Genomic DNA, 25,362 nt, shown 5'->3' on the forward strand with positions numbered 1-25,362 from the left:
TTACGAGCATTTTTTGTTTGTCAGCCCTAAATTTTCGTGGATTTGCTTAATTTTGGCAATCTAAAATTAAGCGTATGAGAGAAAATTCTTCGGCTTCGCCTGTTCGTGAAGCGAATGAACATCGGGTTTTGGGGCATCCGGCAGGTCTGTTTATTGTCTTTTTTACAGAAATGTGGGAGCGTTTTTCCTTTTACGGGATGCGGGTGCTGCTTATACAATTTCTTACTGCCTCCGTTATAGGCGCGAACCCCGGATGGGGGTGGACTGCCGAACAGGCGGGCGCTTTATACGGTACTTATGCGATGCTTCTTTACATCACACCGATCTTCGGTGGTGTCATCGCTGACAAATACATCGGCTCCCGTGCCGCAGTAATCATTGGGGCGGCCATCATGACCTTGGGCCATGCGTCAATGGCATTCGATTCCTCACTTATGTTTTTTATCGGACTGGGCTGCCTGGTGGTAGGAACCGGCTTTTTCAAGCCAAATATGCCGGCAATCCTTGGGGAAATGTACAAATTGCTGCCGGAGAAAAAGGACAGTGCATACACGATTTTCTATATGGGTGTCAACGCAGGTGCATTCTTTGGGATGATGCTGTGCGGATATCTTGCCGAGACGCAGGGGTGGCACTGGGGGTTTGGACTAGCGGGAGTGTTTATGCTTTTGGGAACGATACAATTTTGGCTGGCGGGCCCGCTTTTGGGGACGCTGGGGATTCTTGATAAATCCAAGCAGGGGACAGCCGATTCTGCAGGAGCCAGTCTGGAGCCGGGAGAGACAAAGCACAACCCTTTTACTACGTTAGATGTCGTCCTTATGATCGTTGTGGGCATCGTCGGATTGGTCTACGCCTTCAACGATCCACTGTCGAAAAACAACGTCCTTGACGTCTTCGCCTTCCTGGATACGCCGTCCTTACGCGGCCAAAATATTATGGTTATTGGCGCGCTGATTCTTTTTCTGGTGCTCATCGTAAACAGAATACGCCGCTACGCCAAGGTGGTGCGTGACAGGATGTACGGCGTGATTCTCTTAGCCGTTTTTCTGATCTTCTTTTTCATGAGCTTCGAGCAAGGCGCCACCTCGTTGGTCCTCGTTGCGCGCGACTATATCGATCGAGAGCTGACGGGAGGCAGCCTGATAGCTTTTAACGTGGTCAATACGCTCCTGACGGTTGTCCCGCTGATCATTATCTCCTGGGTATTGATTAAGCTGGCGATAGCCACATGGACAAAAATTGCGCTGTCCAATATTATTCTATTCCTTTGCTTTGTTTTGATCTGGGCTGCAGGGATATGGATGTTGTATAACGAGTTTACGGCCGAGATCTCCGCCATAAAAGTTTCGTGGTTTTCGACGCTCAACTCGTTTTTTATCATCGCATTGGCGTCGTCCGTATCTAAGATCTGGGAGTCCAAATATAACCCTCCGGCAGCCATGAAATATGGCTACGGCCTCATCTTGGTGGCGATAGGCTACCTGATTATTGCCTGTGGCTCGATAGGCGCAGGATCCGGCGTCAAAGTGTCGATGATCTTTCTCGTATTAACCTATCTGTTTCACACGCTCGGCGAGCTGTTTATTTCTCCGGTAGGCCTTTCATATGTATCGAAGCTTGTGCCTGCCCGCATGCTGGCTTTTATGTTCGGTATGTGGTATCTGGCAATTGCTATCGCCCAGAAACTGGCCGCGATATTAGGAGGGCAGGTAGAAACCATCCAGGAAAATTATTCGCTGAGCCACTTTTTCTTCCTATTTACCGCGATTCCCGCCATCGGCGGAGTTTTGGTCATGGCACTTAACCCATTGATCAAAAAACTCATGCACGGCATAAAATAAACAACTACATCAAGAAACACAATTCGTATAAATGTCAAAGCAGATTACACTAGAAGATATTCAGAACTTCGAAGGAAAATATCCAAAACAGCTGTGGTACCTCTTCCTTGTGGAGATGTGGGAACGCTTCTGTTTTTACGGTATGCGTGGCGTACTTGCTATATTTATGGTCGACCAGCTACTCCTAACGGAAAAAGACGCCAATTTAAAATACGGAGCTATACAGGCATTTGTCTACGCATTTACTTTCGTGGGCGGTATCTTCGCGGACAAAATACTTGGTTTCAAACGGTCCTTGACCTTCGGGGCGGTCCTGATGGTTTTAGGAAATGGGTTGATCGCCATCGATCCTCATCAATTTTTTTATTTTGGAATAGCATTGACCATCATTGGAACCGGTTTTTTTAAGCCTAACATTTCGTCGATGGTGGGCGACCTTTATAGAGAGGGCGACTCCCGGCGGGATGCGGGCTTCGGTGTGTTTTATTCGGGTATTAATGTCGGAGCTCTTTTAGGCGGCGCGCTATGTGTATGGCTGGGCAAGGAGCATTCATGGAACCTCGCCTTTCTGGCGGCAGCCATCGTCATGCTCATTGGCCTCCTTATCTTTACGTTTACCAAAAAGCATCTCGGCCCGATCGGAAACAGTCCGCTGGTACATCTTTCAAAAGCTGCAAAGATACGCCGTGAAGTGATGGTGTATGCAGGAGCGCTCATCTGCATTCCGCTGATCTTCATCATGGTAAACAATACCCGCTATACAGACCTATTCATGTATATCGTAGGTCCGCTGGCTTTGGTATACTTCCTTTTCCAGCTTTTGCGGGAAAAGGAGAGAAGCGTTAGGCAACAGTTGATTGCGGCCCTAATACTAATCCTTTTTTCGATCTTGTTTTTTGCCATCTTCGAACAGGCCGGCGGCTCGCTCGCACTATTTGCGAACAACAACTTACAACACGATCTATTGTTTTTTCAGATCGATCCCAACGTGGTGAATAACGGGGCAAACTCGCTTTTCGTTATCGTGTTCAGTCCGCTACTCGGATTGCTGTGGCTGGCACTGGCCAAGAAAAAATTAGAACCGAATACGGTTGTCAAGTTCGGATTAGGCTTTCTCTTTTTAGCTATCGGCTATTATATTTTCTTTGGAACGCGGCTATTCGCCGACGCCACGGGGAAGACCTCTCTTGAAGTCTTCACGTTGGCATACCTGGCGGTAACGATTGGCGAGCTCTGCCTGTCTCCGATCGGACTGTCTATGATTACGAAGCTATCGCCGAGACACTTAGGCGGAATGATGATGGGATTGTGGTTTCTGGCGAGTGCTTACGGTCAGTATGTGGCTGGCCTGCTCGGGGCGGGGATGTCGTCGCCCGACGAGAATGCTTCGCTTTTTGACAAGTTAATCGCGTATACGGACGGCTATCAGCAGCTTGCGATATACTCGCTCGTAGCAGGTGTGGTTCTTGTGGTTCTTTCGCCAGCCGTCAGAAAGCTGATGAACGGCGTAAGCTGATTCCGCCTTTTCGTGGTGCCAGCATATAGCCCCCAATTAAAATAGGTAACGCGTTCTCTTTTTTGTATCTTTATCCTTAATAGGTTTAATTTTATAGCCCGTGGCCGACAGCTTAGTCATCATTCCAACGTATAACGAAAAAGAAAATATCGAGAAGATCATTCGGACGGTCTTTTCGCTTGCGGTTCCTTTCGACATTCTTGTCGTCGATGACGGCTCGCCGGACGGAACAGCAGCAATAGTAAAAAACCTTCAGAACGAATATGGCGGGCAACTTTTTATAGAGGAGCGGAAGGGTAAGCTCGGCCTCGGAACGGCTTATCTACACGGCTTTCAATGGGCTCTTGGGCGCCACTACGGTTATATTTTTGAAATGGACGCCGATTTCAGTCACAATCCGCTGGATCTGATCCGGCTCAGGGAGGCCTGCCTAAAAGGGGCGGACATGGCGGTAGGTTCGCGGTATATCAAAGGGGTAAATGTTGTAAACTGGCCCATGAGCCGGGTCCTTATGTCCTATTTTGCATCGGTATACGTGCGGTTTATTATGCGGATAAAGGTACAGGACGCCACAGCCGGATTCGTTTGCTTCTCGAGAAAAGTGCTGGAAAAAATTCCACTTGAGCAGATTAGGTTCGTGGGATATGCTTTCCAGATCGAGATGAAATTTAAGGCTCTTCAATATGGCTTCCGGATTGAGGAAGTCCCTATTATTTTTACAGACCGTACAGAAGGCGTTTCAAAGATGAGCACACGTATCTTTCGGGAAGCGTTCTTTGGAGTCATCCAGCTAAAGGTAGAAAGCTGGTTTAAAAAGTATAATTAATTCTATTGGCTTACGTTAAAGAAATATGATGAACGAGTATCTTGATCCGAATCCGGAAAGATTGAATCCTGTCGACAAAGACATCGAAAGAGCGCTCCGTCCACAGGTCTTTGAGGATTTTACGGGGCAGGAGAAAATATTGGAAAATCTGTCGATCTTTGTCAAGGCGGCTAAACTACGGGGGGAGGCGCTCGACCATGTTCTTCTACACGGCCCTCCGGGGCTGGGGAAGACGACTCTTTCCCATATTATCGCCAACGAGATGGGGGTGAACATTAAAATTACCTCGGGGCCGGTCCTCGACAAACCCGGCGACCTGGCAGGGCTTTTGACCAACCTCGAAGAGGGAGACGTACTCTTTATCGACGAGATTCACAGATTAAGTCCGCTCGTCGAAGAATACCTGTATTCCGCGATGGAAGATTTTAAAATCGACATCATGCTTGAAACAGGACCAAACGCCCGCTCTGTTCAGATCTCCCTTAACCCGTTCACGTTGATAGGTGCAACCACGCGGTCGGGCTTATTGACATCGCCCCTCCGGGCACGTTTCGGAATTAACTCCAGGCTGCAATATTACGACGCGAAGTTGCTGACAACCATTGTATTGCGATCGGCTACCATCTTACAAACGCCGATCAGCGAAGAAGGTGCCTACGAAATTGCGCGGCGGAGCCGGGGCACCCCCCGTATAGCAAATGCACTGCTGCGCAGGACGCGCGACTTTGCCCAAATAAAAGGAAACGGTTCTATCGACAAAGCCATAGCGCAATATGCGCTGAACGCCCTGAATGTGGACGAACATGGCCTGGACGAAATGGACAACCGCATCTTAGCTACAATCATTGATAAGTTTAAAGGGGGGCCGGTCGGACTTAAAACGATCGCGACCGCGGTAGGTGAAGATGAAGGAACAATCGAAGAGGTCTATGAGCCCTTTCTTATACAGGAGGGGTATCTCATGCGTACATCCAGAGGCAGAGAGTGCACCGATCTGGCTTACCGGCATTTGGGAAAAGTCAATCTCAATAAAGGGAATACGTTGTTTTAGCAGCGGCGGTCCGTTTCGCCGATCGGATTGACACCGCGTGAAGCGGCCCGCTATCATCCGGCGCCCTGAGCCGGCGGGCGTATCCTTTTTAACACGCGCTGCGCACGGCTGGTCAAAGCGGGCGTAGGGGTTGTGTTTAGCAGGAAATGTATCTGCGCCGCCAATTCATCCCTGACCCAGTCATGGCGGCTGCTTAAATTACTTAAGATATCAAGGCAGTTTACCACTACTGCAACAGGACATGACGGATCAATAAGCCACTGAAAGCATTGTTCGATCCATACGGCCTCCTGCGCTTGTGTGTAAGGGATCGTGTTGCGGCGATCCGTGGAAGCCATACCGATCTTGGTGAAGCTACGTATGGCGCTCCAATTTTTTTGCTCTCCCAGGCGTGTGGTCAGGTCGCCGAAGACAGACGGTATCTGCTCAGGTGCGTTCAATAGCACATGCTCCAGCATCCATGCTGCCCGGAACGCCACTTGCCTGTCTGTATGAAACGCATACCCGAGAAGGGCATCAAGGGTTAGGCCATGCTGCTGTATAAAAATAAGATTGAATTCGGCCGGCTTGAACCGGCGTATATCTTCTTTGAAGAAGTGTGTCCATCGTGCGTGCTTATCCTTCTCCATAAAACTTCGGATTAAAGTTGACCAAAAACAGCTGCTGCGTCGCCCGTGTGATAGCGGTATACAGCCAACGTAAAAACTCGGTATTTAACATATCGTCGTTCATGTAGCCCTGGTCGATAAACACGCACGGCCATTGTCCCCCCTGCGCCTTATGGCAGGTAACGGCGTATGCAAATTTTATCTGTAGGGCATTGTAATAAGGATCCTTCTTTATGGCCTCCAGCCGGTCTTTTTTCGTCGATATATCATTGTAATCTAGAGCTATAGACTCATACAGTTTTTGCTGCTGTTCATATGGAAGGTTAGGCGAGTCGACGTAAATGCTGTCGAGGAGGACGCGGCATACAACCGGTTCGGGTTCGTCGTTGTCCATAAACTCCAGGGAGATATCGGCAAAACGGAATCCGTGCTGCTCATGTACGTTGCTGACTTTCCTGACTTTTGCCAGGTCGCCGTTGGCTATAAAGCCCGTGCTCTTTTCGTCGTGCTGCTGTAACCAGTAGTAATTGTTCCGGACCACCATGATAAAGTCGCCTCCGGTGATCTCCTCTTCCCGGAACAAGATCTGATTACGTATATGCTGGTTGTACATGTTTGCCGAGCGGTTTGATCGGCAGATAACCATCGTGTTTTCTATTCCAAACCGGTCATAGCTGTAATGAAGTCCCTCGATAAGCCGATCGCCGTTCATCCGGAAAATATCCTTGAATCCCTGCGTGTGAAACTGCGGAAAAGCAAGCGCATCGTCCTGGTTTTCAAGATCGATATCGTCTCGCACACGCGTCGCATTAAATAAAATACCCGATTCGCGGTGCTGACGCACAACTTCCCGCAGCTCGTACGAATAGGTGTGCAAATGGTATTTGGACGACAGGTAACCGACATCCAGGGCTGGGCTTTGGATCATGCCTACCGGGGGGAGCTGCGCGCTGTCGCCGACGAACATCAGACAACAGCTATTTCCGGACTGTACGAATCGGATTAAGTCGTCGAGCAGACTATTCGAAAAAAGATCCGCATTGTTGTCGGATATCATAGAGGCCTCATCGACAATAAACAACGTATTCTCATGTACATTATCCGCTAATGTAAAGTCGAGGTCTACCGTCGAAGCCGACTTCTTGCGGTATATTTTTTTGTGAATGGTAAATGCCTTTTTCCCGGAGTAGTGGTTCATAACCTTTGCTGCACGGCCAGTAGGTGCCAATAGCACCGTTCTTTTGCCCAAGGCAGGAAGTGTCTTTACCAAGGCGCTGATTATCGTTGTCTTTCCGGTACCGGCGTATCCCTTCAGCACAAAACAGGACGAGGATCGAAACGTAGTCAGAAAGCCTTCCAGCAGCTCAAACACCTGTAACTGTTGCCGCGTGGGCTGCCAATCAAACTGTCCGATAAGCAGGTTTCGAATATGCATGGCCAAAGTTATTCAAAAGGTTGGTCAAATCAATTTGAAAAGCTAATTTTGTTTACTTAAAAGGATACCACCAACCGCTGGCAATATGAGCAAGAAGTACACGTCGAAGAATTTCCATTTACACTATATACCGCAATATACGCTGTTAATAAAAACAGATTTCCTGGTCGACACTCTGCTTGTGCTGGACGAAAGCAATCATGTACAGGTGCTCTATTCGTATCCCGCGAACCAGCCTGATGGGGATGCCATAAAACTTCTCGGTCTTCCGTTTCAACATATATTTATCAACGTCCCTGTCCAGAGCCTGGTGTTCATTCCCGACGATGTATTCGACGACAACGATAAACCGCTGTACCAGGAGTTTTTGCTGGATGAGCAGCCGGCAAGAACATACGAGTATCGGATACCGAACTTCGATATCATGGCTTGTTATCAGTTTGACCTACTATTGTACAACCGTTGGCGTGCCATCTTTCCAAACGCAAAATTTGTCGCCGACTTCCAGTGGATATTGGGTGGTGTACAGTCTCACATTCCGCTTCAGGGCGAAGTAGTTGGCACACATTTCAGAAATACCCAGCTGGAACTTTTTGTCTTTAAGAATGGCGCATTTCAAATGTATAACATCTTCGATATCGATAATGAAAACGACCTCCATTACTTTATGTTAACGACCTTTAAGGCATTGGGCCTTTCGGCCCCGGTGCAGAAAATCCTGGTGTCGGGAATAGCACAAAATCATAGCTATGCCGAGGCATTACATCGCTTTTCCGAAAAGGTAGAGTTCATGAAAGCAAAGACGCCAATGTATGTAAGCGATGAGGAGATACGAAAAGATGTGGATTCTTTTAATCTTATGCTTGATTATCCGTTATGCGTATCATAGGAGGACATCTTGGCGGACAGCGTCTGACACCGCCATCCAGCCTGCCGGTCCGACCGACAACGGACATCGCGAAGGAAGCTTTGTTTAATATCTTAGAAAACCGGCTGGATATTGAGAACTGTACCTGTCTCGACCTTTTTACGGGCACGGGCAACATCAGCTTCGAGCTGTCGTCGCGGGGAGCAGTCGCTATTGATGCTGTGGACATTCATTTTAAATGCGTACAGTATATCAAAGAAACTGCTAAAAAACTGAATATAAATAATATACAAGCAAGAAAAGCAGACGTGCTTAAATTTATTTCTGCCTGCCGGACTTCTTATGATTTAATTTTTGCAGATCCTCCATACGATCTTCCGCAACTGCCGGGGCTAGCTAATGACATATGGAAGGCGGGCATACTGAACGCCGGTGGCATAATGGTTATTGAGCATCCGTCAACACGCGGCATGGCCGATTCGCCTATCTGGGTTGAAACAAGAAAGTATGGTTACTCTTCCTTTAGCTTTTATCAAAACGATCACTAAACATCGACACTCATGAAAATTGCCGTTTTTGCCGGTTCATTTGATCCTTTCACTATTGCACACGAAGATCTTGTGCTACGGGGACTAAGCTTATTTGACAAAATAATTGTGGCGGTCGGCGTCAACAGCGCAAAAAAAGGGCTGTTGCCCCACCATATACGGGAGCAGGCTATACGGGAGGTGTTTCAATCAAACGAAAGGGTAGAAGTCAGGCAATTTTCAGGACTCACGGTATCGTTTTGTGAACAGGTGGGTGCCAGCTACATGTTGCGGGGCCTCCGTAACACGAATGATTTCGAGTTTGAGAATGCGATCGCCCAGAATAACGCACAGCTATCACCGGCAGTAGAAACTTATTTCCTTATGGCGAAATCGGGCTTAGCTCATATATCGTCCACAATCGTCCGCGACATCCTCGGCAATGGTGGCGACGTATCGGCATTGGTTCCCCGCTCGCTGTTGCCCTATCTATCTGCAGGAGAAGACTAGGTCCGCCCCACCTTTACCTTTTTTCCTTTTATTTTCTGGCCGTTGGCCAGTTTAATAACGGCCGCCGCGATGGTCCTATCGATTGCCACAAACGCCTCGCGGTCTTTTACCTCAATTAAGCCGATCTGGTCTTTTTGTACGTCCGGTAGGTTAAGTAAGAAACCAACGATATCGATCTTATTGATTTTGTCTTTTTTACCGCCGGTCAGATAAAGTGTAGCAAACGGAGAGTTTGGCGGGAGTGGATAGTCGCCTTCCAACGAAATGGATTGCGTGTCGGAGGACAGGTAGGGATATTCCTCTTCGGGCTTGAGGATGACAAATACTTCTCCGGTGGCCTGCATACGGGCCGTTCTACCGTTACGGTGTATAAAAGCGTCTTCCGTATAAGGCAGCTGATAATGAATAATGACATCGACATGCGGTATATCCAATCCGCGTGCAGCCAGGTCTGTGGTGATCAAAATACGGTTTGAGTCGTTCCTGAATTTGAGCAATGCCAACTCACGATCACTCTGTTCAAGTCCGCCGTGAAACAGATCATGAATAACGCCTCTGTCATCGAGCAGGTCGCTGATGTGATCGACCGCGTCGCGATGGTTACAGAATACGATTGTTTTCTTTTCTCCATTGATACATAACAAAGAGAAAAGTGCCTTAAGCTTATGCTGTGCAGGTGCAATAACTTTCTTAATGAATAGGCGGGGAGCTGCTGCGCGGTTGTCGGAAAAATCGACAGTGACAAAATTTCTTATCCCCGTGAACGCCGGAATTTCTGTCATTTTCGTTGCCGACGTCAAAATCCGGTTTGCTAAGCCACTTAGCTGCTCCACAAGGTATACCATTTGCCCATGAAAACCAAATTCGAGCGATTTGTCAAACTCATCAAGCACCAAGGTATGAATCGAAGAATAGTCGACATGCGCACGTTCGAAGTGGTACATCAGGCGTCCGGGGGTACCGATCAGTACCGCCGGCGGATGCGTCAATTTCCTTTTCTCTGCCTTGGTGTCGTTTCCGCCATATACACATACTGTTCTGTGGGCGGGGAGCGCTTTCCGCACGACCTGTTCAATCTGCAAGGCCAGTTCGCGCGTAGGAACAACAATGACCGCCTGCACCGTGTCCGTGTCGGGCGACAGTAGCTTTCCCAACAGAAGCGTAAAGGCCAGGGTTTTTCCGGTTCCGGTAGGTGAATGAAGCACGAAGTCCTTGCCGGACTCGTATTGTTCCAATACGGCGCGCTGCATGTCGTTGAGGTCGGCGATCTGCAGCCGCTGTAAAATCTGTTGTTGTTCCATTGACCAAAGATACGCATTAATCGCGGAAATGAATATCCATGCTAAAACGTTAAAGAACGTTAAAACAGATTAGACAAATCTTCCTGGCATAAGAGTTGATATGATATTAGTAATTCATAATTTAGGTTAATAATTGGTTAGTTAGTAGAAAGGCTTCAATCTCCCCGGTTGAAGCCTTTTTTAATATGTGGGTATCCGGACACTCAAGCCAACTACTTCCATAAGGATAGGGAAAGCTGGTCGCTTCACAAATAAAGGGGTGCCAGTAGAACGGCACCCCTTTAACAGAAAACTCTTGGAGTAGATTAGAAGTAAAACTGTACGCCTATACTAGGAGCCAATGAGTTTGCATTTAATCCAAAGGTATTTGTCGTCCTGTCTAAAGTTTTATTCTTGTCAGATTCAAAATATAAACCCCTGACTTTTAGCTCGATTCCTACTTTGCTTGTGGGAAAGAAGGCAAAACCGGGAGCCAGTTCGACACCGTATCTCTCAAATTTAGCTTCGCTCTCGATGTTAGTTGTCGTGGTAGTTTTTCCCCATGCCATCGGTACGGATAATTGGGAGAAAAACCTAAACTGTCCATCGCCAATATAATTTCTTACGAAAGGAGCTACCTGGAAAGCATTCGACTCTTGCGTAAAATCAGGATCGCCGGCCCTTTCCGTTTTGTTCCAGCTGTATCCTATACCTGTCCCAACAGCCCAGTTGTCGCTCACGAAGTAGCCCGCTGTCGGATTGATAGAGAAAGAATTCCCTTTGTTATCTGTATCTTTCACTTTAGAGGTTTCAAAGCCTACTTGTCCACCTACAATAAATTTACCCTTCTCTGTCTGTGCTTGAGAAGCGAAGGTTAATGCTGTTACAGCTGTTAGAGTTAAGAATAATTTTTTCATAATGCTTGAATAAATGTTTATTAAAAAATATTGACTTTTCGTCAATTATATTCAGACCGTTCAATATATATGCCAACTAAGAGGGAAGTTTGTCATTAAAATGTTTGTTTCGTCAACTATTTAATATTCAACAAGTTTACTATTACGTATAAAAAAAGCAGATTATTTAGCGTGACAATACGGCAATCGGGCTGCCATACTATGACAGTCGTCTAATTGGTATAGCAGTTGATGATGTAGATTTGTCAGTGGCACGGATGTCTGTATGGGGTGCGAGTTTTGATTGGCAGCGCCGATGATACAGTCGGCAATAGCGGGGTGCGCAAGGAGAGAAGGTAGCATGTAAAAAAGGGAAACCGATGGCTTCCCTTTATATTGGCAGGATGATAACCCCGCTGTGGTTTCTATTTTTATATATAGTTATTCGAAGTATTCTTTGATACGTTCAAAAAACGACTTTTCGCTCTTGCCTGGCTGTGGTTTGAAATTAGCCGAGTTTTTCAGCTTCTCCAATAGCGAACGTTCCTCCGGAGAAACAACCTTGGGTGTCCAGACGTTCACGTACACCAACTGATCGCCCTTGTGGTAGGAGTTTACTTCGGGAACACCTTTTCCTTTCAGGCGTAATATTTTACCTCCTTGTGTTCCGGGATCAATCTTTATCTTCGCCTTACCGTCTATCGTAGGAATCTCTACGCTGGTTCCGAGCGCTGCATCTGCAAAATTAATATATAGGTCGTAAATTACATTGATACCGTCCCGTTTCAATGTTTCGTGCGGTACCTCTTCGACGAGAATAATCAGATCGCCCGGTATACCTCCGCGGGGGGCCGCATTACCTTTTCCGCTCATGGATAATTGCATTCCTTCGCTGACGCCCGCTGGAATATTAATGGCAATTGTTTCCTCACCTCTTTCGAGTCCTTCGCCCTTACACGACGTACATTTTGACGTAATCTCCACGCCTTCGCCGTTACAGGTAGGACAGGTGCTGGTGGTCTGCATCTGACCAAGTATCGTATTCGTTACGCGACGGACCGACCCGGACCCGCCACAGGTACTACAGGTATGGTAAGAAGCTTTATCTTTAGCGCCCGTTCCGCCACACGTACGGCAGTGCACCTGTTTGTTTACCTTTACCTTCTTTTCAACACCTTTGGCTATTTCTTCCAACGTAAGTTTCACCTTGATACGGAGATTTGTTCCCCGTTGTACACGGCGTCCGCCGCCACGGGATCCACCTCCGAAGAAGCTTTCAAACGGACTTCCTCCACCGAAAATATCACCGAACTGGCTGAAAATGTCATCCATGTTCATGCCTCCGCCTCCAAAGCCGGCACCTGAGTTTCCTGCGTGACCGAACTGGTCATAGCGTTGACGCTTCTCGGGGTTACTTAATATTTCATATGCTTCTGCGGCTTGTTTAAATTTCTCTTCCGCATCCTTATCGTCAGGATTTTTATCCGGGTGGTATTTGATCGCCAGCTTACGGTAGGCTGATTTTATCTCCGAAGCGTCTGCTGTCCTCGAAACCCCCAAAATATCATAATAATCTCTCTTAGCCATCTTCTTATTGACCTATTACTACCTTTGCAAACCGGATAACCTTATCATTCAGGAAATATCCTTTTTCAACTACATCTATCACCTTGTTCTTCATATCTTCCGAAGGTGCAGGAATCGCCGTAATAGCTTCTTGATATTCAGGATCGAACGGTTGACCGATAACATCCTCCATCTCTTTCAATCCTTCCTGCGCGAGTGTTTTCTTGAACTTCTGGCTGACCAGCTCCACGCCCTGTTTTACGGATTCGATTTCCTGCGCGGTCTGCATGGCACCCAATGCTCTGTCCAGATCGTCCAAAATGGGCAGAAGTTTACCCAACACGTCCTTACTGGCCGACTGAATAAGTTCAACGCGTTCTTTTGATGTTCTTTTCTTATAGTTATCGAACTCAGCAAACAGACGTGTATACTTGTCGTTCGCGAGTGCCAGTTCTTGCTGTAAACGCTGCTCTATGCTTTCTTCCGAATTTTCAACTTCTTGCTCCGCAGGCTGGTCGGCCTGGTTTAGATTTTCATCCTGAATATTGTTTTCCTGTTCGTTCATCATTTCTTAATATATACCTACGTTATACCTTTCGTCAAGGGTTCAATAATATTGCCAGTATGCCACAAACCGACACCCTGTCAGTTCATCCGCAGATAAACCATCAAAATGTCGGCTTTGAGGATTTTATGTCAGTACGCTAAATAGTAACGTTGTCGTACAACGCCGTGTCGGCTGTCTTGATGATCCTGGCGGGCATATTTTTGATAATCTGATAATCGTGCGTCGCCATTAGGACCGCCGTTCCTGCCGACGCGATGTCCCGCAGCAACAACACAATCTCTTCTGAGGTCGCAGGATCCAGGTTCCCGGTGGGCTCATCCGCCAAAATAATTTCCGGGTTATTAAGCAACGCACGGGCGATAACGACGCGCTGCTGCTCACCTCCAGAAAGCTCATGAGGCATCTTGCGAAGCTTCGAGCGCAGCCCAACTTTCTCAAGCACATCGAGCATCCGGCTCTCAATTAGCCCCCGTTCCGTCCATCCCGTGGCCTTTAACGCGAACTCGAGGTTCTTCTCTACCGTACGGTCGTTTAATAAATGAAAATCCTGGAACACAATGCCCAGTTTCCGACGAAGATAAGGGACATCGTTCTCATGCAGCTTTTTCAGATCAAATCCTGCAACCATACCTTCACCGCTACCGATATATAAATCGCCGTAAATAATCTTTAGCAAGCTACTCTTTCCGGTGCCGGACTGACCGATCAGGTAAATAAATTCGCCCTGACTGATATCCAGATTAACGTGAGAAAGAACCAGATGTTTCTGTTGATAAATATCTACGTTTTTTAATTTAATAACCGTGTTTTCTACCATAGTATACGTCTATACGTCAATTTTCTTTATCTGACCAAAAGGCATTTCCTTTACGATCCGCATAATGTAATCAGCTTTATCTCCGAGACCTATTTTCTCCAAGGACTTATCGGGCCTGTCCACCCGAAAATATGCTAGCAAGGTAAACGCTTCGTCCCTCAACTGTACGTAGTCAGGGATTTTCGCCACACCTTTTACTTTAATAACATACATTGAACAAAGTTAAACTTTTTTGTCAAACCAGCCACGTTTAAATTACTTATCCGCGGCATGAGCAAAAAGAAAGCGGAGAACATCTACACCATCTGCATAATCTGTCAGACCGGGACACTGGCTGTTACCTAAAGAAAACGTTGGAATAGCGGTTTCTATTGTTGCTTCCGTAACTAAACATTGAATATGCCCGGCGTCGGCGGACAGCCGTGAAGCCGCCGCATCCAAATTTTCGTACTCTTCGAAAAAGACGACACCTAAAGGGGAAGCCATTCGGGGATCTTCTTTCAAGAGCAGGAATCCGTTGTCGAAATGCCGGTCTTTATTGATTAAATAGATAGATTTGTTGTAGTCGTAATTATTGCGGTACTTGTGATGGTTGCCAACGTCGCTGAAACCTTCTATAGCTTCGAAAAAACGGGACATATCATATCCCTGGGGCACAAGAAGTTTAGAGACAGACCTGCAGCCTAAGCCGAAATAGTCGAAGATATCGTATCCAAGCCGCGTCAGTGCCTCTTTGTCTTCTTCGCCGGTCAACAACGCCACCGAATTCCTATTTTTCCGTATGATATGGGGCTTCTTTCCAAAATAGTATTCAAAGTAACGCGAGCTGTTGGTACTTCCGGTTGCAATAATGAGGTCGAAGTCCGAAAGGCGTTCTACAAGCTGGATTTTCTGAGCAAAGGCGGGGGCGATCTGCACCAGCTTCTCTAACACAAAAGTAGTCAGACCGGCGTCGTCTGACGATACCTTAATCTGTGCATGGAAGCCGGACAGCAGTACGCACATGATGTCGTGAAACCCTACCAGCGGGACGTTCCCCGCTAAAATCAGACCGACCACGCGCGCCGACGAGATATCGGGATACGAGGATAACCAGCTTTCAAGTTTTTCTTCCGTTAGGTTTTCACATATCGCTCGCACCTGTTTACGAACGTTATCTGGAGTATACCAGGGATTTTTAACCGCTGCTATGGCTAACCTGTCGCCGATTTCCCTGCTGTCGGAAAGCAAAAAATCACCGAGGGCAACAAAAGCCTCTATTCGTTGTTTCTTTGTCAAAATGTTTCTATTTAGAATGGTTCTGATATTTTTTTCAAGTATCTTTGCGTGTCTATAAGAAATTACTACTAACTTTGTATAGTATTGAAAATATAGACGGGACAAAATTAGGTTATTTATTATAATTGTGAGGTTATAAATGGCAATTAAAATTACGGATGAGTGTATAAATTGTGGAGCATGCGAGCCCGAATGCCCAAACAATGCGATATATGACGCGGGTGTAAGCTGGAAGTTTTCGGATGGAACAGCTTTAGACGGAGTTATCGATTTTGGCGACGGAGTGACGTTGGACGCCAATGCACCGCAGGAAGCAATTTCCAACGAGGTTTACTATATAGTGTCAGATAAGTGTACGGAGTGTGTAGGTTTTCACGACGAACCGCAATGTGCGGCCGTATGCCCGGTAGACTGTTGCGTGGAAGATGAAGAAGTTGTGGAGACAGAGGAAGAACTTTTAGCTAAAAAGGCATGGTTGCATGCGGAGTAAAAGCCTGAACTGTTTAAGATAGACAAAACACTGCCAAAAGCGGTGTTTTTTTTGCATATAACGTATTTAATACAGTATCCGATTTGGGATACAGGCCGTTTTTTCTATTTTTGTTTCTTTAAGAAACAAAAAACACAATTAAATGCTAAAAAAACAAGTAGGTGTTATTACCCTTTTTACTGTTTCGATCGCCATTATTCTTACCTTAATCTATGAATTTAACTGGTTTTCCATCCATCCTGATTTTATGATGGTTGTCCGGTGGGTCGTCGCGGCAGTTTTAACGTTAAACGCCGTTGCCCGCAAAAATCTAACGACCTGGATACTGACCTGCTTGGTTCTGGGAGTCTTCGTCGGACTCGACTTTCCGGATCTGGCCCGCGCCATGCAGCCGCTCTCCCAGGGTTTTATTAAACTCGTAAAAACAATCGTTGGCCCAATTCTCTTTGCCACGCTGGTTTACGGTATTGCGGGCCATTCTGATCTGAAATCCGTAGGTCGCATGGCATGGAAGTCTATGCTGTATTTTTTCTGCGCAACGTCCTGTGCTATTTTCATAGGGCTGATTGTCATTAATATTACGCAGGCGGGGGTAGGAGTGGATGTGGCACATATGCCGCACGAGGAACTCCCTGCGATGTCTACGATTGCCGACGCTGACCAAAAGGCCTTGGAGCATATCGCTCCGCAAGCACATGGCGTATATAAGTTTAACGCATTTATCCGGGACACATTCCCCGAAAATATCGTCAAAGCAGTATATGAAAACAAAGTGTTGCAAATTGTGGTATTCGGCGTGATTTTCGGCATAGGCCTCGCCCTTGTAGAGGAGAAAAAGCGGAAACCGCTGGTCGACTTCACGGAGAGCTTGTCTGAAGCGATGTTCAAATTCACGAACATCGTCATGCTGTTCGCTCCGATAGGCGTTGGGGCAGCAATGGCCTATACGGTGGGACATCTTGGCGTCGATATCCTGAAAAACCTCTTCATGCTTCTCGGCAGCCTATACCTTGCACTTCTTTTATTTCTTTCGTGTATTCTGCTGCCTATTGCCCTGTTTCTTAAAGTCCCTATCCGTCAGTTTATCCACGCAATAAAGGAACCTGTCTCTATCGCTTTTGCTACAACGAGTTCCGATGCGGCACTGCCAAAAGCGATGAATGCCATGGAAAAGTTCGGCGTGCCCAGAAAGATAGTCTCGTTCGTTATTCCAACGGGCTATAGCTTTAACCTCGACGGTACCTCGTTATACCTTTCCTTGGCATCTATATTCGTCGCACAGGCCGCAGGCATACCGCTGTCCATCGGGCAGCAGTTATTAATCGCGTTTACGCTGATGATTACTTCGAAGGGTGTAGCCGCCGTGCCTAGAGCCTCGTTGATCGTTCTGATTGCCACTGCGGATCAGTTCGGGCTGCCGACATTCGTTATTGCCGCTATTCTAGGTATTGACGAGCTCATGGATATGGCGAGAACGTCGGTCAATGTTATCGGGAACTGCCTTGCTACGGTTGTCGTCGCTAAATGGGAAGGTGAGTTTGATGAAGAAGCGCCTTTTAAGATGGACGATACTTCCGAGGTATAGACGTGCCCAACGAGCTGGGGCAATATTTTATATAAAAATAACAAATCGCTCATAAAAAAAGCTGTATAATTCTATACAGCTTTTTTTATGAGGTACGCTCTTCCGTGGTGCAAACGAAGAAAGAATCTACGACTGGTTTATCGTAGGAGAAGCGCAGCTATTGGTAACCTAGCAGCTTCATGACCTGTTTGGAGTTCTGCTCTTCGCCGAACACCTCGTAGTTGAAAGTTTCGTCGCGGTTCCGGCGTACAAGTACATGTTTAGGCGAAGGTAACAGACAGTGGTGAATGCCACCGTAGCCGCTTAATACATCCTGGTAGGCTCCGGTATGAAAGAATCCTAAATACTGTACTTTTCTGGTTTTCGGCATGAACACGGAATTCATATGAGCTTCCTGATTGTAATAATCCTGTCCATCGCATGTGATACCGCCAAGATTCACCCGCTCATACTCCGAGTCCCAGTTGTTGATAGGCAATAGAATATACTTCTGGTTTAACGCCCAAACGTCAGGTAGATTTGTGATAAACGAACCATCAATCATAAACCACTTTTCCCGATCGTTCTGCTGTTTCCGTCCGAGCACCTTATATAATATTCCGGAAGCCTCAGCCACCGTATATTTTCCAAACTCCGTTATAATATCCGGTTCCATCACTTCGTGGTGCGCACAGATCTGTTTGATGCGGTTAACAATCTCATTAACCATGTATTCGTAATCAAAGTCGTGGACCAGCGAATCCTTAAAAGGCATACCTCCACCGATGTCGAGGGTATCGAGCTCAGGATTCACCTTTTTAAATTTACAATATAACGTGACGTATTTCTCCAATTCATTCCAGTAGTAGGGGGTATCGGAGATTCCGGAATTAATGAAAAAATGCAAAAGCTTAACCTGGAAATTCGGGTTGTTTGCAATTTTATTATTGTAGAAGTCGATGACGTCTTCCATACGGATGCCCAGACGCGATGTATAAAACTGGGAGTCGGGCTGTTCTTCCGACGCGACACGGATACCTAACGCACAGGGCTCGTCCAATTCAATTTCATCGTCGTAGAGATTGAATTCCTCCTTGTTATCAAGTACCGGTATAATATTTTTATACCCGTCGTGGATCATATCGATGATATACTGCTTGTACTGATATGTCTTGAAGCCGTTGCAGATTACGGTGATATCTTTCGTCACTGTGCCCGCACGCTCCAGGGAGTCGATCATCGGCATGTCAAAAGCCGAGGATGTTTCCAAATGTATATCGTTCTTGAGCGCTTCCTCCACGATATGTTTAAAGTGGGAGGACTTCGTACAGTAACAGTATTTATAAGTGCCGCGGTAGTCGTGTTTCAATATAGCGGTCTGAAACAATATCTTCGCCTGCTGAATTTTTTTACTGACAATAGGTAGGTAGGTAAAACGCAAGGGCGTGCCATACGTCTCTATCATTTCCATCAAATTCAAATCGTGGAAGTACAATTCGTCGTCGATAATTTCGAATCCGTCTTGCGGAAAACCAACACTTAAGTCAAGAAATTCCTGATAGCTTTGCATTTTTTATTATTTTTGGCAAAGATATACTTTCAGAATGAATACCTAACTATCAGGGTTTATATTTTTCCAATTCATTATCAGAAAGTTATAAAAATTACGAAATAATTACATGGCTAATTTTATCCAACAGGCGTTAGTAGCGCAAACCACCCAGGCAATTAAAGCTATCTATGGTACCGAATTCCCTGCTTCGCAGATCACCTTACAGGAAACGCGCAAGGAGTTTGAAGGACATATTACGGTAGTTGTATTTCCCGTGACGCGTGTTTCCAGGAAATCGCCCGAACAAACCGGGACTGATATCGGAAACTGGCTACAGGAAAACATGCCCGATATCGCAGGCTTCAATGTGATCAAGGGTTTCCTGAACATAAGTTTATCCGATAGCTATTGGATAGGAGTTGCCAATCAACAGCTGCTGGATGATAAATTCGGCATCTATCCGTCCAATGGAAAGAAGCTAATGGTGGAATACAGCTCGCCAAACACGAATAAGCCGTTGCACCTGGGCCATATACGGAATAATCTGCTCGGCTATTCGGTAGCTGAAATTTTAAAGGCTTACGGCTACGAAGTCGTAAAAGCCAATCTGGTTAACGACCGGGGAATACATATCTGTAAATCCATGTTGGCCTGGAAAAAATTCGGCAACGGCGAAACACCGGCTTCCACAGGCTTAAAGGGCGACCATCTGGTAGGCAAATATTACGTGGTCTTCGACAAAGCGTATAAAAAGGAAATCGAGCATCTGAAAGCGCAGGGCTCTTCTGAGGAGGAAGCTAAACGAAATGCGCCACTTATGCAGGAAGCACAGCGGATGCTACAGCGCTGGGAGGCTGGAGATGCAGAAGTCCTCGAACTGTGGAAGACCATGAACGGATGGGTATACGCCGGCTTTGAGACAACGTACAGACAGCTTGGCGTAGACTTTGATAAGTTTTACTACGAGTCGGACACTTATTTGTTAGGTAAGGATATTATTCAGGAGGGGCTCGACAAAGGGGTTTTCTTCAAGAAAGAAGACAATTCGGTATGGATCGACCTCACGGACGAAGGACTCGATCAGAAGCTGGTACTTCGCGGCGACGGCACGTCGGTGTATATCACGCAGGATCTGGGGACGGCACAGCTCAAATACGATGAGTTCAAAATGGATGAGTCTATTTACGTTGTAGGAAATGAGCAGGACTATCATTTCAAGGTGCTATTTCTTATTTTGAAAAAGCTTGGAAAACCTTGGGCCGACGGCCTGTTCCATTTGTCCTACGGCATGGTTGATCTTCCTTCTGGAAAGATGAAATCGCGGGAAGGAACAGTGGTTGATGCCGACGATCTCATGAACGAAATGCTGGAAACCGCAAAGGCCCGTACCGAAGAGCTTGGAAAGACCGAGGGCCTCACGGAAGAGGAGAAAGCTGCCTTGTACAATATTATCGGAATGGGTGCCCTGAAGTACTTTCTACTGAAGGTCGACCCCAAGAAACGGCTGTTATTTGACCCTGCTGAATCAGTAGACTTCCAAGGCCATACCGGACCATTTATACAATACACGCACGCGCGCATCAAATCGGTGTTACGTAAAGCTTCTTTCAACAAGGAAACAGCTGTCGGCAACCCGGAACGGTTGTCGCCGTACGAACAGGATCTTATCCAGTCCTTGGCAAACTACCCACTGGTATTGGAGGCGTCGGCTGCGGAATTTTCGCCGGCCCAGCTTGCAAATTATGCATACGAAGTCGCTAAACTGTATAATAAATTTTACCACGAGGAAACCATCCTAAAAGCAGAAGACGAGGAAGTTAGAAACTTCCGCTTACACCTGTCTGCATCTGCCGCCCGTGTCATTTCAGAAAGTATGCGTTTATTAGGCATACAGGTACCAGAACGTATGTAAAATGAGGAATTATAAAGTAGGTTTAATCGGATTCTCCATTGGGGGGCACGTCTTTCACGCGCCCTTTATCGCCGGCAACAGACAACTCTCCTTATACAAGGTAACGGCTCGCAGGCCTGAACAGCAGAAATTGTTGCGCGAGCGCTATCCGGAGGCCATAGCTGTAGCGCATGCAGACCATATCATCAACGATGCCGACATAGATCTCGTCGTCATAGCCACTTCAAACGATGTCCATTTCGCGCTCGCCAGGCAGGCGCTCGAAGCAGGGAAACATGTCGTAGTGGAAAAGCCCTTCACCAATACGACGGCCGAAGCCGATGCGTTAATTGCTCTAGCCCGTAAGAAGGGACTACTACTCACCGTACATCACAATGCGCGTTTTCATTCTGATTTTAAAACCGTAAAACGGATAATAGGCGAGGGAGTGTTAGGCCCTCTGGTCAATTACGAAGCACGCTACGACAGATTCCGGAACTTTCTGCGGATAGGAGCATGGCGCGAAGAAGACCTGCCCGGCTCAGGGATACACTACGACCTAGGCGCCCATTTAGTAGATCAGGCACTGCAGCTATTCGGCCGGCCGGAATGGATATTCGCGGACTTACGGAAGCAGCGTGACGGAGCCAAGGCGGTAGACGACTTTGAGTTTATTCTAAGTTATCCACTGCTCAAGGTATCTTTGAAAGGACAGATGTTAGCCAAGGAACCCACCGCACGGTATGCCCTATACGGTTGGAACGGTTCCTTCGTAAAACCCGGTATCGACCCGCAAGAGGCAAAACTGCGGGAGGGTGCATTTCCGCATGAGGATCCAGACTGGGGGTTAGAGGATCCTTCAAGTTTTGGGCGGCTTTCGCTGCTCAAAGACGGGACGGACATCCATGAGGCTGTCGTCAGCGAGCGGGGAAGCGGACCCGACTTTTATGCGAATGTCGTAGCGGCATTAAACGGGGGCGATCTCCTTGTCACAGCTGAGCAGGCCCGCGATGTCATCCGCGTATTAGAAGCGGCAGAAGAATCGTGGGAGAAAAAGTGTGCAATCCGCCTGACGCACGAGTTAATCGCTTACTGATGTCTTACGATGCCATTATTATAGGAGGAGGCGCTTGCGGATTAATGTGCGCCACGCAGGCCGGCTTGCTGGGAAAGCATACGTTGCTCCTTGAACGCAATGACAAAGTGGGCGCTAAAATCCTGATTTCGGGCGGAGGGCGATGTAATTTTACCAATCTGGGCACATCGGTCGCTAAGTTTGTGTCCGAAAATCCGAAATTTCTTCATTCGGCACTGTCGCTGTGGACCGTCGCCGATACCATGCATTTCTTCAGCGCATATGGAAACATTGTCGGTGAGGAGAAGACGCTGGGACAGCTCTTTCCGAAGTCCAATAAAGCAAAAGATATCGTATCGGTATTTACGCGTCTACTATATGAGACCGGACAGGACATCTGGCTGAATACGGATGTCAAATCGATCGATAAAGAAGGAGATCACTACGTGGTTAAAGCCGATCGTGAAGGAAAAGAACAGCGCTTATCCTGCCCAAAAGTAGTTATTGCTACGGGGGGACTGCCGGTGGCCAAACTCGGCGCTTCCGACTTCGCCCTGCGCGTTGCCCGACATTTCGGCTTGTCAATCGTCCCTACCGCACCTGCTCTCGTGCCGCTGACCATCACAGGGAAAGACGCGGCGTGGTACGCCACGCTGGCTGGAAATTCGGTGTTTGCCCGTGTGTACAATACGAAGATTTCCTTCGAGGAAAACATCCTCTTCACACACTGGGGGCTCAGCGGGCCCGCAATATTGCAGATATCTTCTTACTGGCGGGCAGGAGAGACCTTTACCATAGACCTGCTCCCCCGGTTTAACCTCACGGAGATCATTAAACAGGAACGCGGCCTTGGAGGTAAGCGGACCGTGGGACAGCTGTTGCAGGACTATTTTCCCCGAAGGCTGGTCGACGGCCTTAAAAAATTTCTGCCGACCGACGTAAAAGTCGCTTCACTAAGTAAGTCCGACGCCGCGCTGGTTGCGCAGACAATCCACCATTTTGAGGTGAAACCCGCAGGGGACAAAGGCTACGATAAGGCAGAAGTCATGCGGGGCGGCATCTCTACCGAGGAGCTGGATTCCCGTACATTGGCGGCAAAAAAGCATCCGGGGCTTTACTTTGGAGGAGAGGCGGTTGATATCACCGGCTGGCTGGGAGGCTATAACTTTCAGTGGGCATGGGCCGCCGGTTATATGATTGCACAGGACCTATAGCCCATAGCCATCTTCTTAGCTCCATAAAGAGCACGCATTAGATTCATAGAAAAATAGTACCTTTGCAACTGAAGCAAACCGGTTCTATCGCTGGCCTGTGCTACAGGAAAGAGGAAAGTCCGGGCAACGCAGAGCAACACGCTTCCTAACGGGAAGGCTCTCACTCCGGTGTGAGACAGAAAGTGCCACAGAAAATATACCGCCTACCACGTAGGTAAGGGTGAAAACGTGAGGTAAGAGCTCACGGTCTTACATGGCGACATGTATTACGGTAAACCTCGTGTGTTGAAAGACCAAATAGGTTGCGGACGTTGGGGGCTGCTCGTCCTCTGCTATCTGATAGCATCCGCAATGGGTAGGTTGATTGAGCTTGCGTGTGAATGCAAGCCTAGATAAATGATAGAAGCCCGAAAGGGTACAGAACCCGGCTTACAAGGTTTGCTTCTTTTTTGTATTTTGTTCGGGTATTTGCTAATTTGTTTCACTATTACCAATAGAAAAATATATGACAACAATCCTGATTATCGACGATGAACGCCCTATAAGAAGTTCCCTTCGTGATATATTAGAGTATGAAGACTACAAGGTGATCGATGTGGATAACGGCCCCGAAGGGCTGGATATCCTGAAGAAAGAAAAGATTGATTTAGTTCTCTGCGATATCAAGATGAACAAGATGGACGGTATGGAAGTGCTGACAGCTGCTCAGGACATCGGCGATACCCCCTTTATCATGATATCAGGTCATGGTAATATTGAAACTGCCGTTGAGGCCGCGCGTAGAGGAGCCTACGATTTTCTGGAAAAACCGCTGGATCTAAACAGACTGCTGATTACCGTGCGTAACGCCCTTGAAAAAGGGGTGCTGGTAAAGGAAACCAAAGTTCTAAAAAAGAAAGTCTCCAAGACAAAGGAGATCCTGGGCGAGTCATCGGGCATCAATCTGATTAAAGAGACGATTGACCGTGTAGCACCGACGGACGCCCGCGTTCTTATTACTGGAGAGAATGGTTCGGGAAAAGAGCTGGTGGCGCGCTGGCTACACGAGAAATCCAACCGTTCGAGCGCCGCACTGGTAGAGGTAAACTGTGCCGCTATCCCCTCGGAGCTTATTGAATCCGAGCTTTTCGGACACGAGAAGGGTTCATTTACATCTGCCGTCAAACAGCGGATAGGTAAATTTGAGCAGGCGAACGGAGGTACATTATTCCTCGATGAGATCGGTGACATGAGTTTGTCGGCCCAGGCAAAAGTGCTTCGGGCGCTGCAGGAAAACAAGATAACGCGGGTTGGGGGCGAAAAAGAAATTGACGTAAATGTTCGCGTAATTGCAGCAACGAACAAGGATCTGCTGAAAGAAATCGATGCGGGCAATTTCCGCATGGACCTTTACCACCGTTTAAGCGTTATCCTGATTCATGTACCCTCGCTTAATGAGAGAGCAGATGATATTCCGATCATTGCGGCGAGCTTCTGTGAAGAGATATGTGGCGACTACAATATACCGACAAAAGAAATTACAGCTGATGCCATGCAGGCGCTACAGGCGTTGCCATGGACGGGGAATATTCGCGAACTCAGAAACATGATCGAGCGGCTCGTAATTTTGAGCGATAAGAAGATTACGGAAAGAGAAGTAAATCTCTACGCCAATCCATCGAACCATGCCGCCGCACGTACAGTCGGCGAACATCCTTCAGGACAGGCTTTTGATTTCGACAGGTTTGAATCTTTCCAGGATTTTAAAGATCATGCGGAAAAAGAATACATTAACTTCAAGCTGGATAAAAACGGCTGGAATGTATCCAAGACTGCGGACGAGATCGGCATACAGAGAAGCCACTTATATCATAAAATTGAAAAATTCGGTTTAAAGAGGGCCGACTAATTTCCGACGCTAGGCGTTGGTAAACAGATTGCCGCCTGGAAGCTATACGCATTCAGGCGGCAATCGGCATTATAACCTTCCTAGTCGTTAAATTTGCG

The 25,362-nt window shown here is 47.2% G+C and carries 23 protein-coding genes and 1 other RNA gene; 14 read left to right on the forward strand and 10 right to left on the reverse strand.

Translation table 11 applies throughout. The annotated features are described in order from the left end of the window. Positions 1–74 precede the first annotated feature (74 nt). From BC792_RS09935 to ruvB, 4 genes are all read left to right on the forward strand, one after another. On the forward strand, positions 75–1,844 hold the full coding sequence (locus BC792_RS09935; protein ID WP_148908855.1) for a peptide MFS transporter: 1,770 nt from the start codon (positions 75–77) through the stop codon (positions 1,842–1,844). Between the two features lie 31 nt (positions 1,845–1,875). Then, positions 1,876–3,360, forward strand: a complete 1,485-nt coding sequence (locus BC792_RS09940; RefSeq protein WP_148908856.1) for a peptide MFS transporter — start codon at positions 1,876–1,878, stop codon at positions 3,358–3,360. 100 nt (positions 3,361–3,460) lie between these two features. Then, positions 3,461–4,186 (forward strand): polyprenol monophosphomannose synthase, encoded by a 726-nt coding sequence (locus tag BC792_RS09945; protein WP_148908857.1) that lies wholly within the window; start codon positions 3,461–3,463, stop codon positions 4,184–4,186. Positions 4,187–4,214: 28 nt separating this feature from the next. Next, positions 4,215–5,237 (forward strand): Holliday junction branch migration DNA helicase RuvB, encoded by a 1,023-nt coding sequence (gene ruvB / locus BC792_RS09950; protein ID WP_148908949.1) that lies wholly within the window; start codon positions 4,215–4,217, stop codon positions 5,235–5,237. 53 nt (positions 5,238–5,290) lie between these two features. Here ruvB and BC792_RS09955 read toward each other — a convergent pair whose 3' ends face one another. Both BC792_RS09955 and BC792_RS09960 read right to left on the reverse strand, forming a co-directional pair. After that, positions 5,291–5,866: a hypothetical protein gene (locus BC792_RS09955; protein WP_148908858.1), complete on the reverse strand. Its 576-nt coding sequence runs from the start codon at positions 5,864–5,866 to the stop codon at positions 5,291–5,293. After that, the gene (locus tag BC792_RS09960; protein ID WP_148908859.1) at positions 5,853–7,280 is read right to left on the reverse strand and encodes an ATP-dependent DNA helicase; all 1,428 of its coding nucleotides are present in this window, start codon (positions 7,278–7,280) and stop codon (positions 5,853–5,855) included. Before BC792_RS09960 ends, BC792_RS09955 begins: the two co-directional genes overlap by 14 nt. 85 nt (positions 7,281–7,365) lie before the next feature. Between BC792_RS09960 and BC792_RS09965 the strand changes: the two genes are divergently transcribed. From BC792_RS09965 to coaD, 3 genes are read left to right on the forward strand one after another with little or no spacing between them, the layout of a single operon-like run. After that, positions 7,366–8,169: a DUF3822 family protein gene (locus tag BC792_RS09965; RefSeq protein WP_148908860.1), complete on the forward strand. Its 804-nt coding sequence runs from the start codon at positions 7,366–7,368 to the stop codon at positions 8,167–8,169. Further along, a complete protein-coding gene (locus BC792_RS09970) occupies positions 8,157–8,696 on the forward strand; it encodes an RsmD family RNA methyltransferase (protein WP_148908861.1) in 540 nt (179 codons plus the stop codon). Before BC792_RS09965 ends, BC792_RS09970 begins: the two co-directional genes overlap by 13 nt. Positions 8,697–8,708: 12 nt before the next feature. Beyond that, positions 8,709–9,185 (forward strand): pantetheine-phosphate adenylyltransferase, encoded by a 477-nt coding sequence (gene coaD / locus BC792_RS09975; protein WP_148908862.1) that lies wholly within the window; start codon positions 8,709–8,711, stop codon positions 9,183–9,185. On the opposite strand, the gene BC792_RS09980 is transcribed toward coaD, so the two are convergent. The 7 genes from BC792_RS09980 to BC792_RS10010 all read right to left on the reverse strand — a co-directional run bounded on the left by BC792_RS09980 (position 9,182) and on the right by BC792_RS10010 (position 15,590). Next, positions 9,182–10,486: a DEAD/DEAH box helicase gene (locus BC792_RS09980; protein ID WP_148908863.1), complete on the reverse strand. Its 1,305-nt coding sequence runs from the start codon at positions 10,484–10,486 to the stop codon at positions 9,182–9,184. The genes coaD and BC792_RS09980 overlap by 4 nt on opposite strands. A 305-nt stretch (positions 10,487–10,791) precedes the next feature. Continuing rightward, positions 10,792–11,382: an outer membrane beta-barrel protein gene (locus BC792_RS09985; protein WP_148908864.1), complete on the reverse strand. Its 591-nt coding sequence runs from the start codon at positions 11,380–11,382 to the stop codon at positions 10,792–10,794. 420 nt (positions 11,383–11,802) lie between these two features. Next, the gene (gene dnaJ, locus BC792_RS09990; protein WP_148908865.1) at positions 11,803–12,948 is read right to left on the reverse strand and encodes a molecular chaperone DnaJ; all 1,146 of its coding nucleotides are present in this window, start codon (positions 12,946–12,948) and stop codon (positions 11,803–11,805) included. Between the two features lie 4 nt (positions 12,949–12,952). Continuing rightward, the gene (locus BC792_RS09995) at positions 12,953–13,495 is read right to left on the reverse strand and encodes a nucleotide exchange factor GrpE (RefSeq protein WP_317131711.1); all 543 of its coding nucleotides are present in this window, start codon (positions 13,493–13,495) and stop codon (positions 12,953–12,955) included. Between the two features lie 136 nt (positions 13,496–13,631). Then, on the reverse strand, positions 13,632–14,312 hold the full coding sequence (locus BC792_RS10000) for a cell division ATP-binding protein FtsE (protein ID WP_148908866.1): 681 nt from the start codon (positions 14,310–14,312) through the stop codon (positions 13,632–13,634). A 9-nt stretch (positions 14,313–14,321) separates the two neighbouring features. Further along, entirely contained in the window at positions 14,322–14,525 is a 204-nt protein-coding gene (locus tag BC792_RS10005) for a fructose-6-phosphate aldolase (protein WP_148908867.1), read from the reverse strand. A 42-nt stretch (positions 14,526–14,567) separates the two neighbouring features. Next, a complete protein-coding gene (locus tag BC792_RS10010; RefSeq protein WP_148908868.1) occupies positions 14,568–15,590 on the reverse strand; it encodes an acyl-CoA reductase in 1,023 nt (340 codons plus the stop codon). A 139-nt stretch (positions 15,591–15,729) separates the two neighbouring features. On the opposite strand from BC792_RS10010, the gene BC792_RS10015 reads away from it, so the two are divergent. Both BC792_RS10015 and BC792_RS10020 read left to right on the forward strand, forming a co-directional pair. Then, positions 15,730–16,080, forward strand: coding sequence for a 4Fe-4S dicluster domain-containing protein (locus BC792_RS10015; protein WP_148908869.1), 351 nt, complete (start codon positions 15,730–15,732; stop codon positions 16,078–16,080). Between the two features lie 142 nt (positions 16,081–16,222). After that, positions 16,223–17,665 carry a dicarboxylate/amino acid:cation symporter gene (locus BC792_RS10020; RefSeq protein ID WP_148908870.1) on the forward strand — a complete coding sequence of 481 codons (1,443 nt, stop codon included), beginning with the start codon at positions 16,223–16,225 and terminating at the stop codon, positions 17,663–17,665. Between the two features lie 157 nt (positions 17,666–17,822). Here the strand turns inward: BC792_RS10020 and BC792_RS10025 are convergent, their stop codons facing one another. Continuing rightward, entirely contained in the window at positions 17,823–19,214 is a 1,392-nt protein-coding gene (locus BC792_RS10025; RefSeq protein ID WP_148908871.1) for an arginine decarboxylase, read from the reverse strand. Positions 19,215–19,323: 109 nt separating this feature from the next. Between BC792_RS10025 and argS the strand changes: the two genes are divergently transcribed. From argS to BC792_RS10050, 5 genes are all read left to right on the forward strand, one after another. Continuing rightward, positions 19,324–21,108 (forward strand): arginine--tRNA ligase, encoded by a 1,785-nt coding sequence (gene argS, locus BC792_RS10030; RefSeq protein WP_148908872.1) that lies wholly within the window; start codon positions 19,324–19,326, stop codon positions 21,106–21,108. Position 21,109: 1 nt separating this feature from the next. After that, positions 21,110–22,183: a Gfo/Idh/MocA family oxidoreductase gene (locus BC792_RS10035; protein WP_148908873.1), complete on the forward strand. Its 1,074-nt coding sequence runs from the start codon at positions 21,110–21,112 to the stop codon at positions 22,181–22,183. Then, positions 22,183–23,376, forward strand: a complete 1,194-nt coding sequence (locus BC792_RS10040) for a BaiN/RdsA family NAD(P)/FAD-dependent oxidoreductase (RefSeq protein ID WP_148908874.1) — start codon at positions 22,183–22,185, stop codon at positions 23,374–23,376. The genes BC792_RS10035 and BC792_RS10040 overlap by 1 nt, the downstream gene beginning before the upstream one ends. A 71-nt stretch (positions 23,377–23,447) precedes the next feature. Then, positions 23,448–23,824: RNase P RNA component class A (rnpB, locus tag BC792_RS10045), an RNA gene on the forward strand. A gap of 57 nt (positions 23,825–23,881) precedes the next feature. Next, a complete protein-coding gene (locus BC792_RS10050) occupies positions 23,882–25,264 on the forward strand; it encodes a sigma-54-dependent transcriptional regulator (RefSeq protein WP_148908875.1) in 1,383 nt (460 codons plus the stop codon). The last annotated feature ends 98 nt before the right edge of the window (positions 25,265–25,362 follow it).

It is taken from the genome of Sphingobacterium allocomposti (genome assembly GCF_008124885.1).
GTDB classification, from domain to species: Bacteria; Bacteroidota; Bacteroidia; order Sphingobacteriales; family Sphingobacteriaceae; genus Sphingobacterium; species Sphingobacterium allocomposti.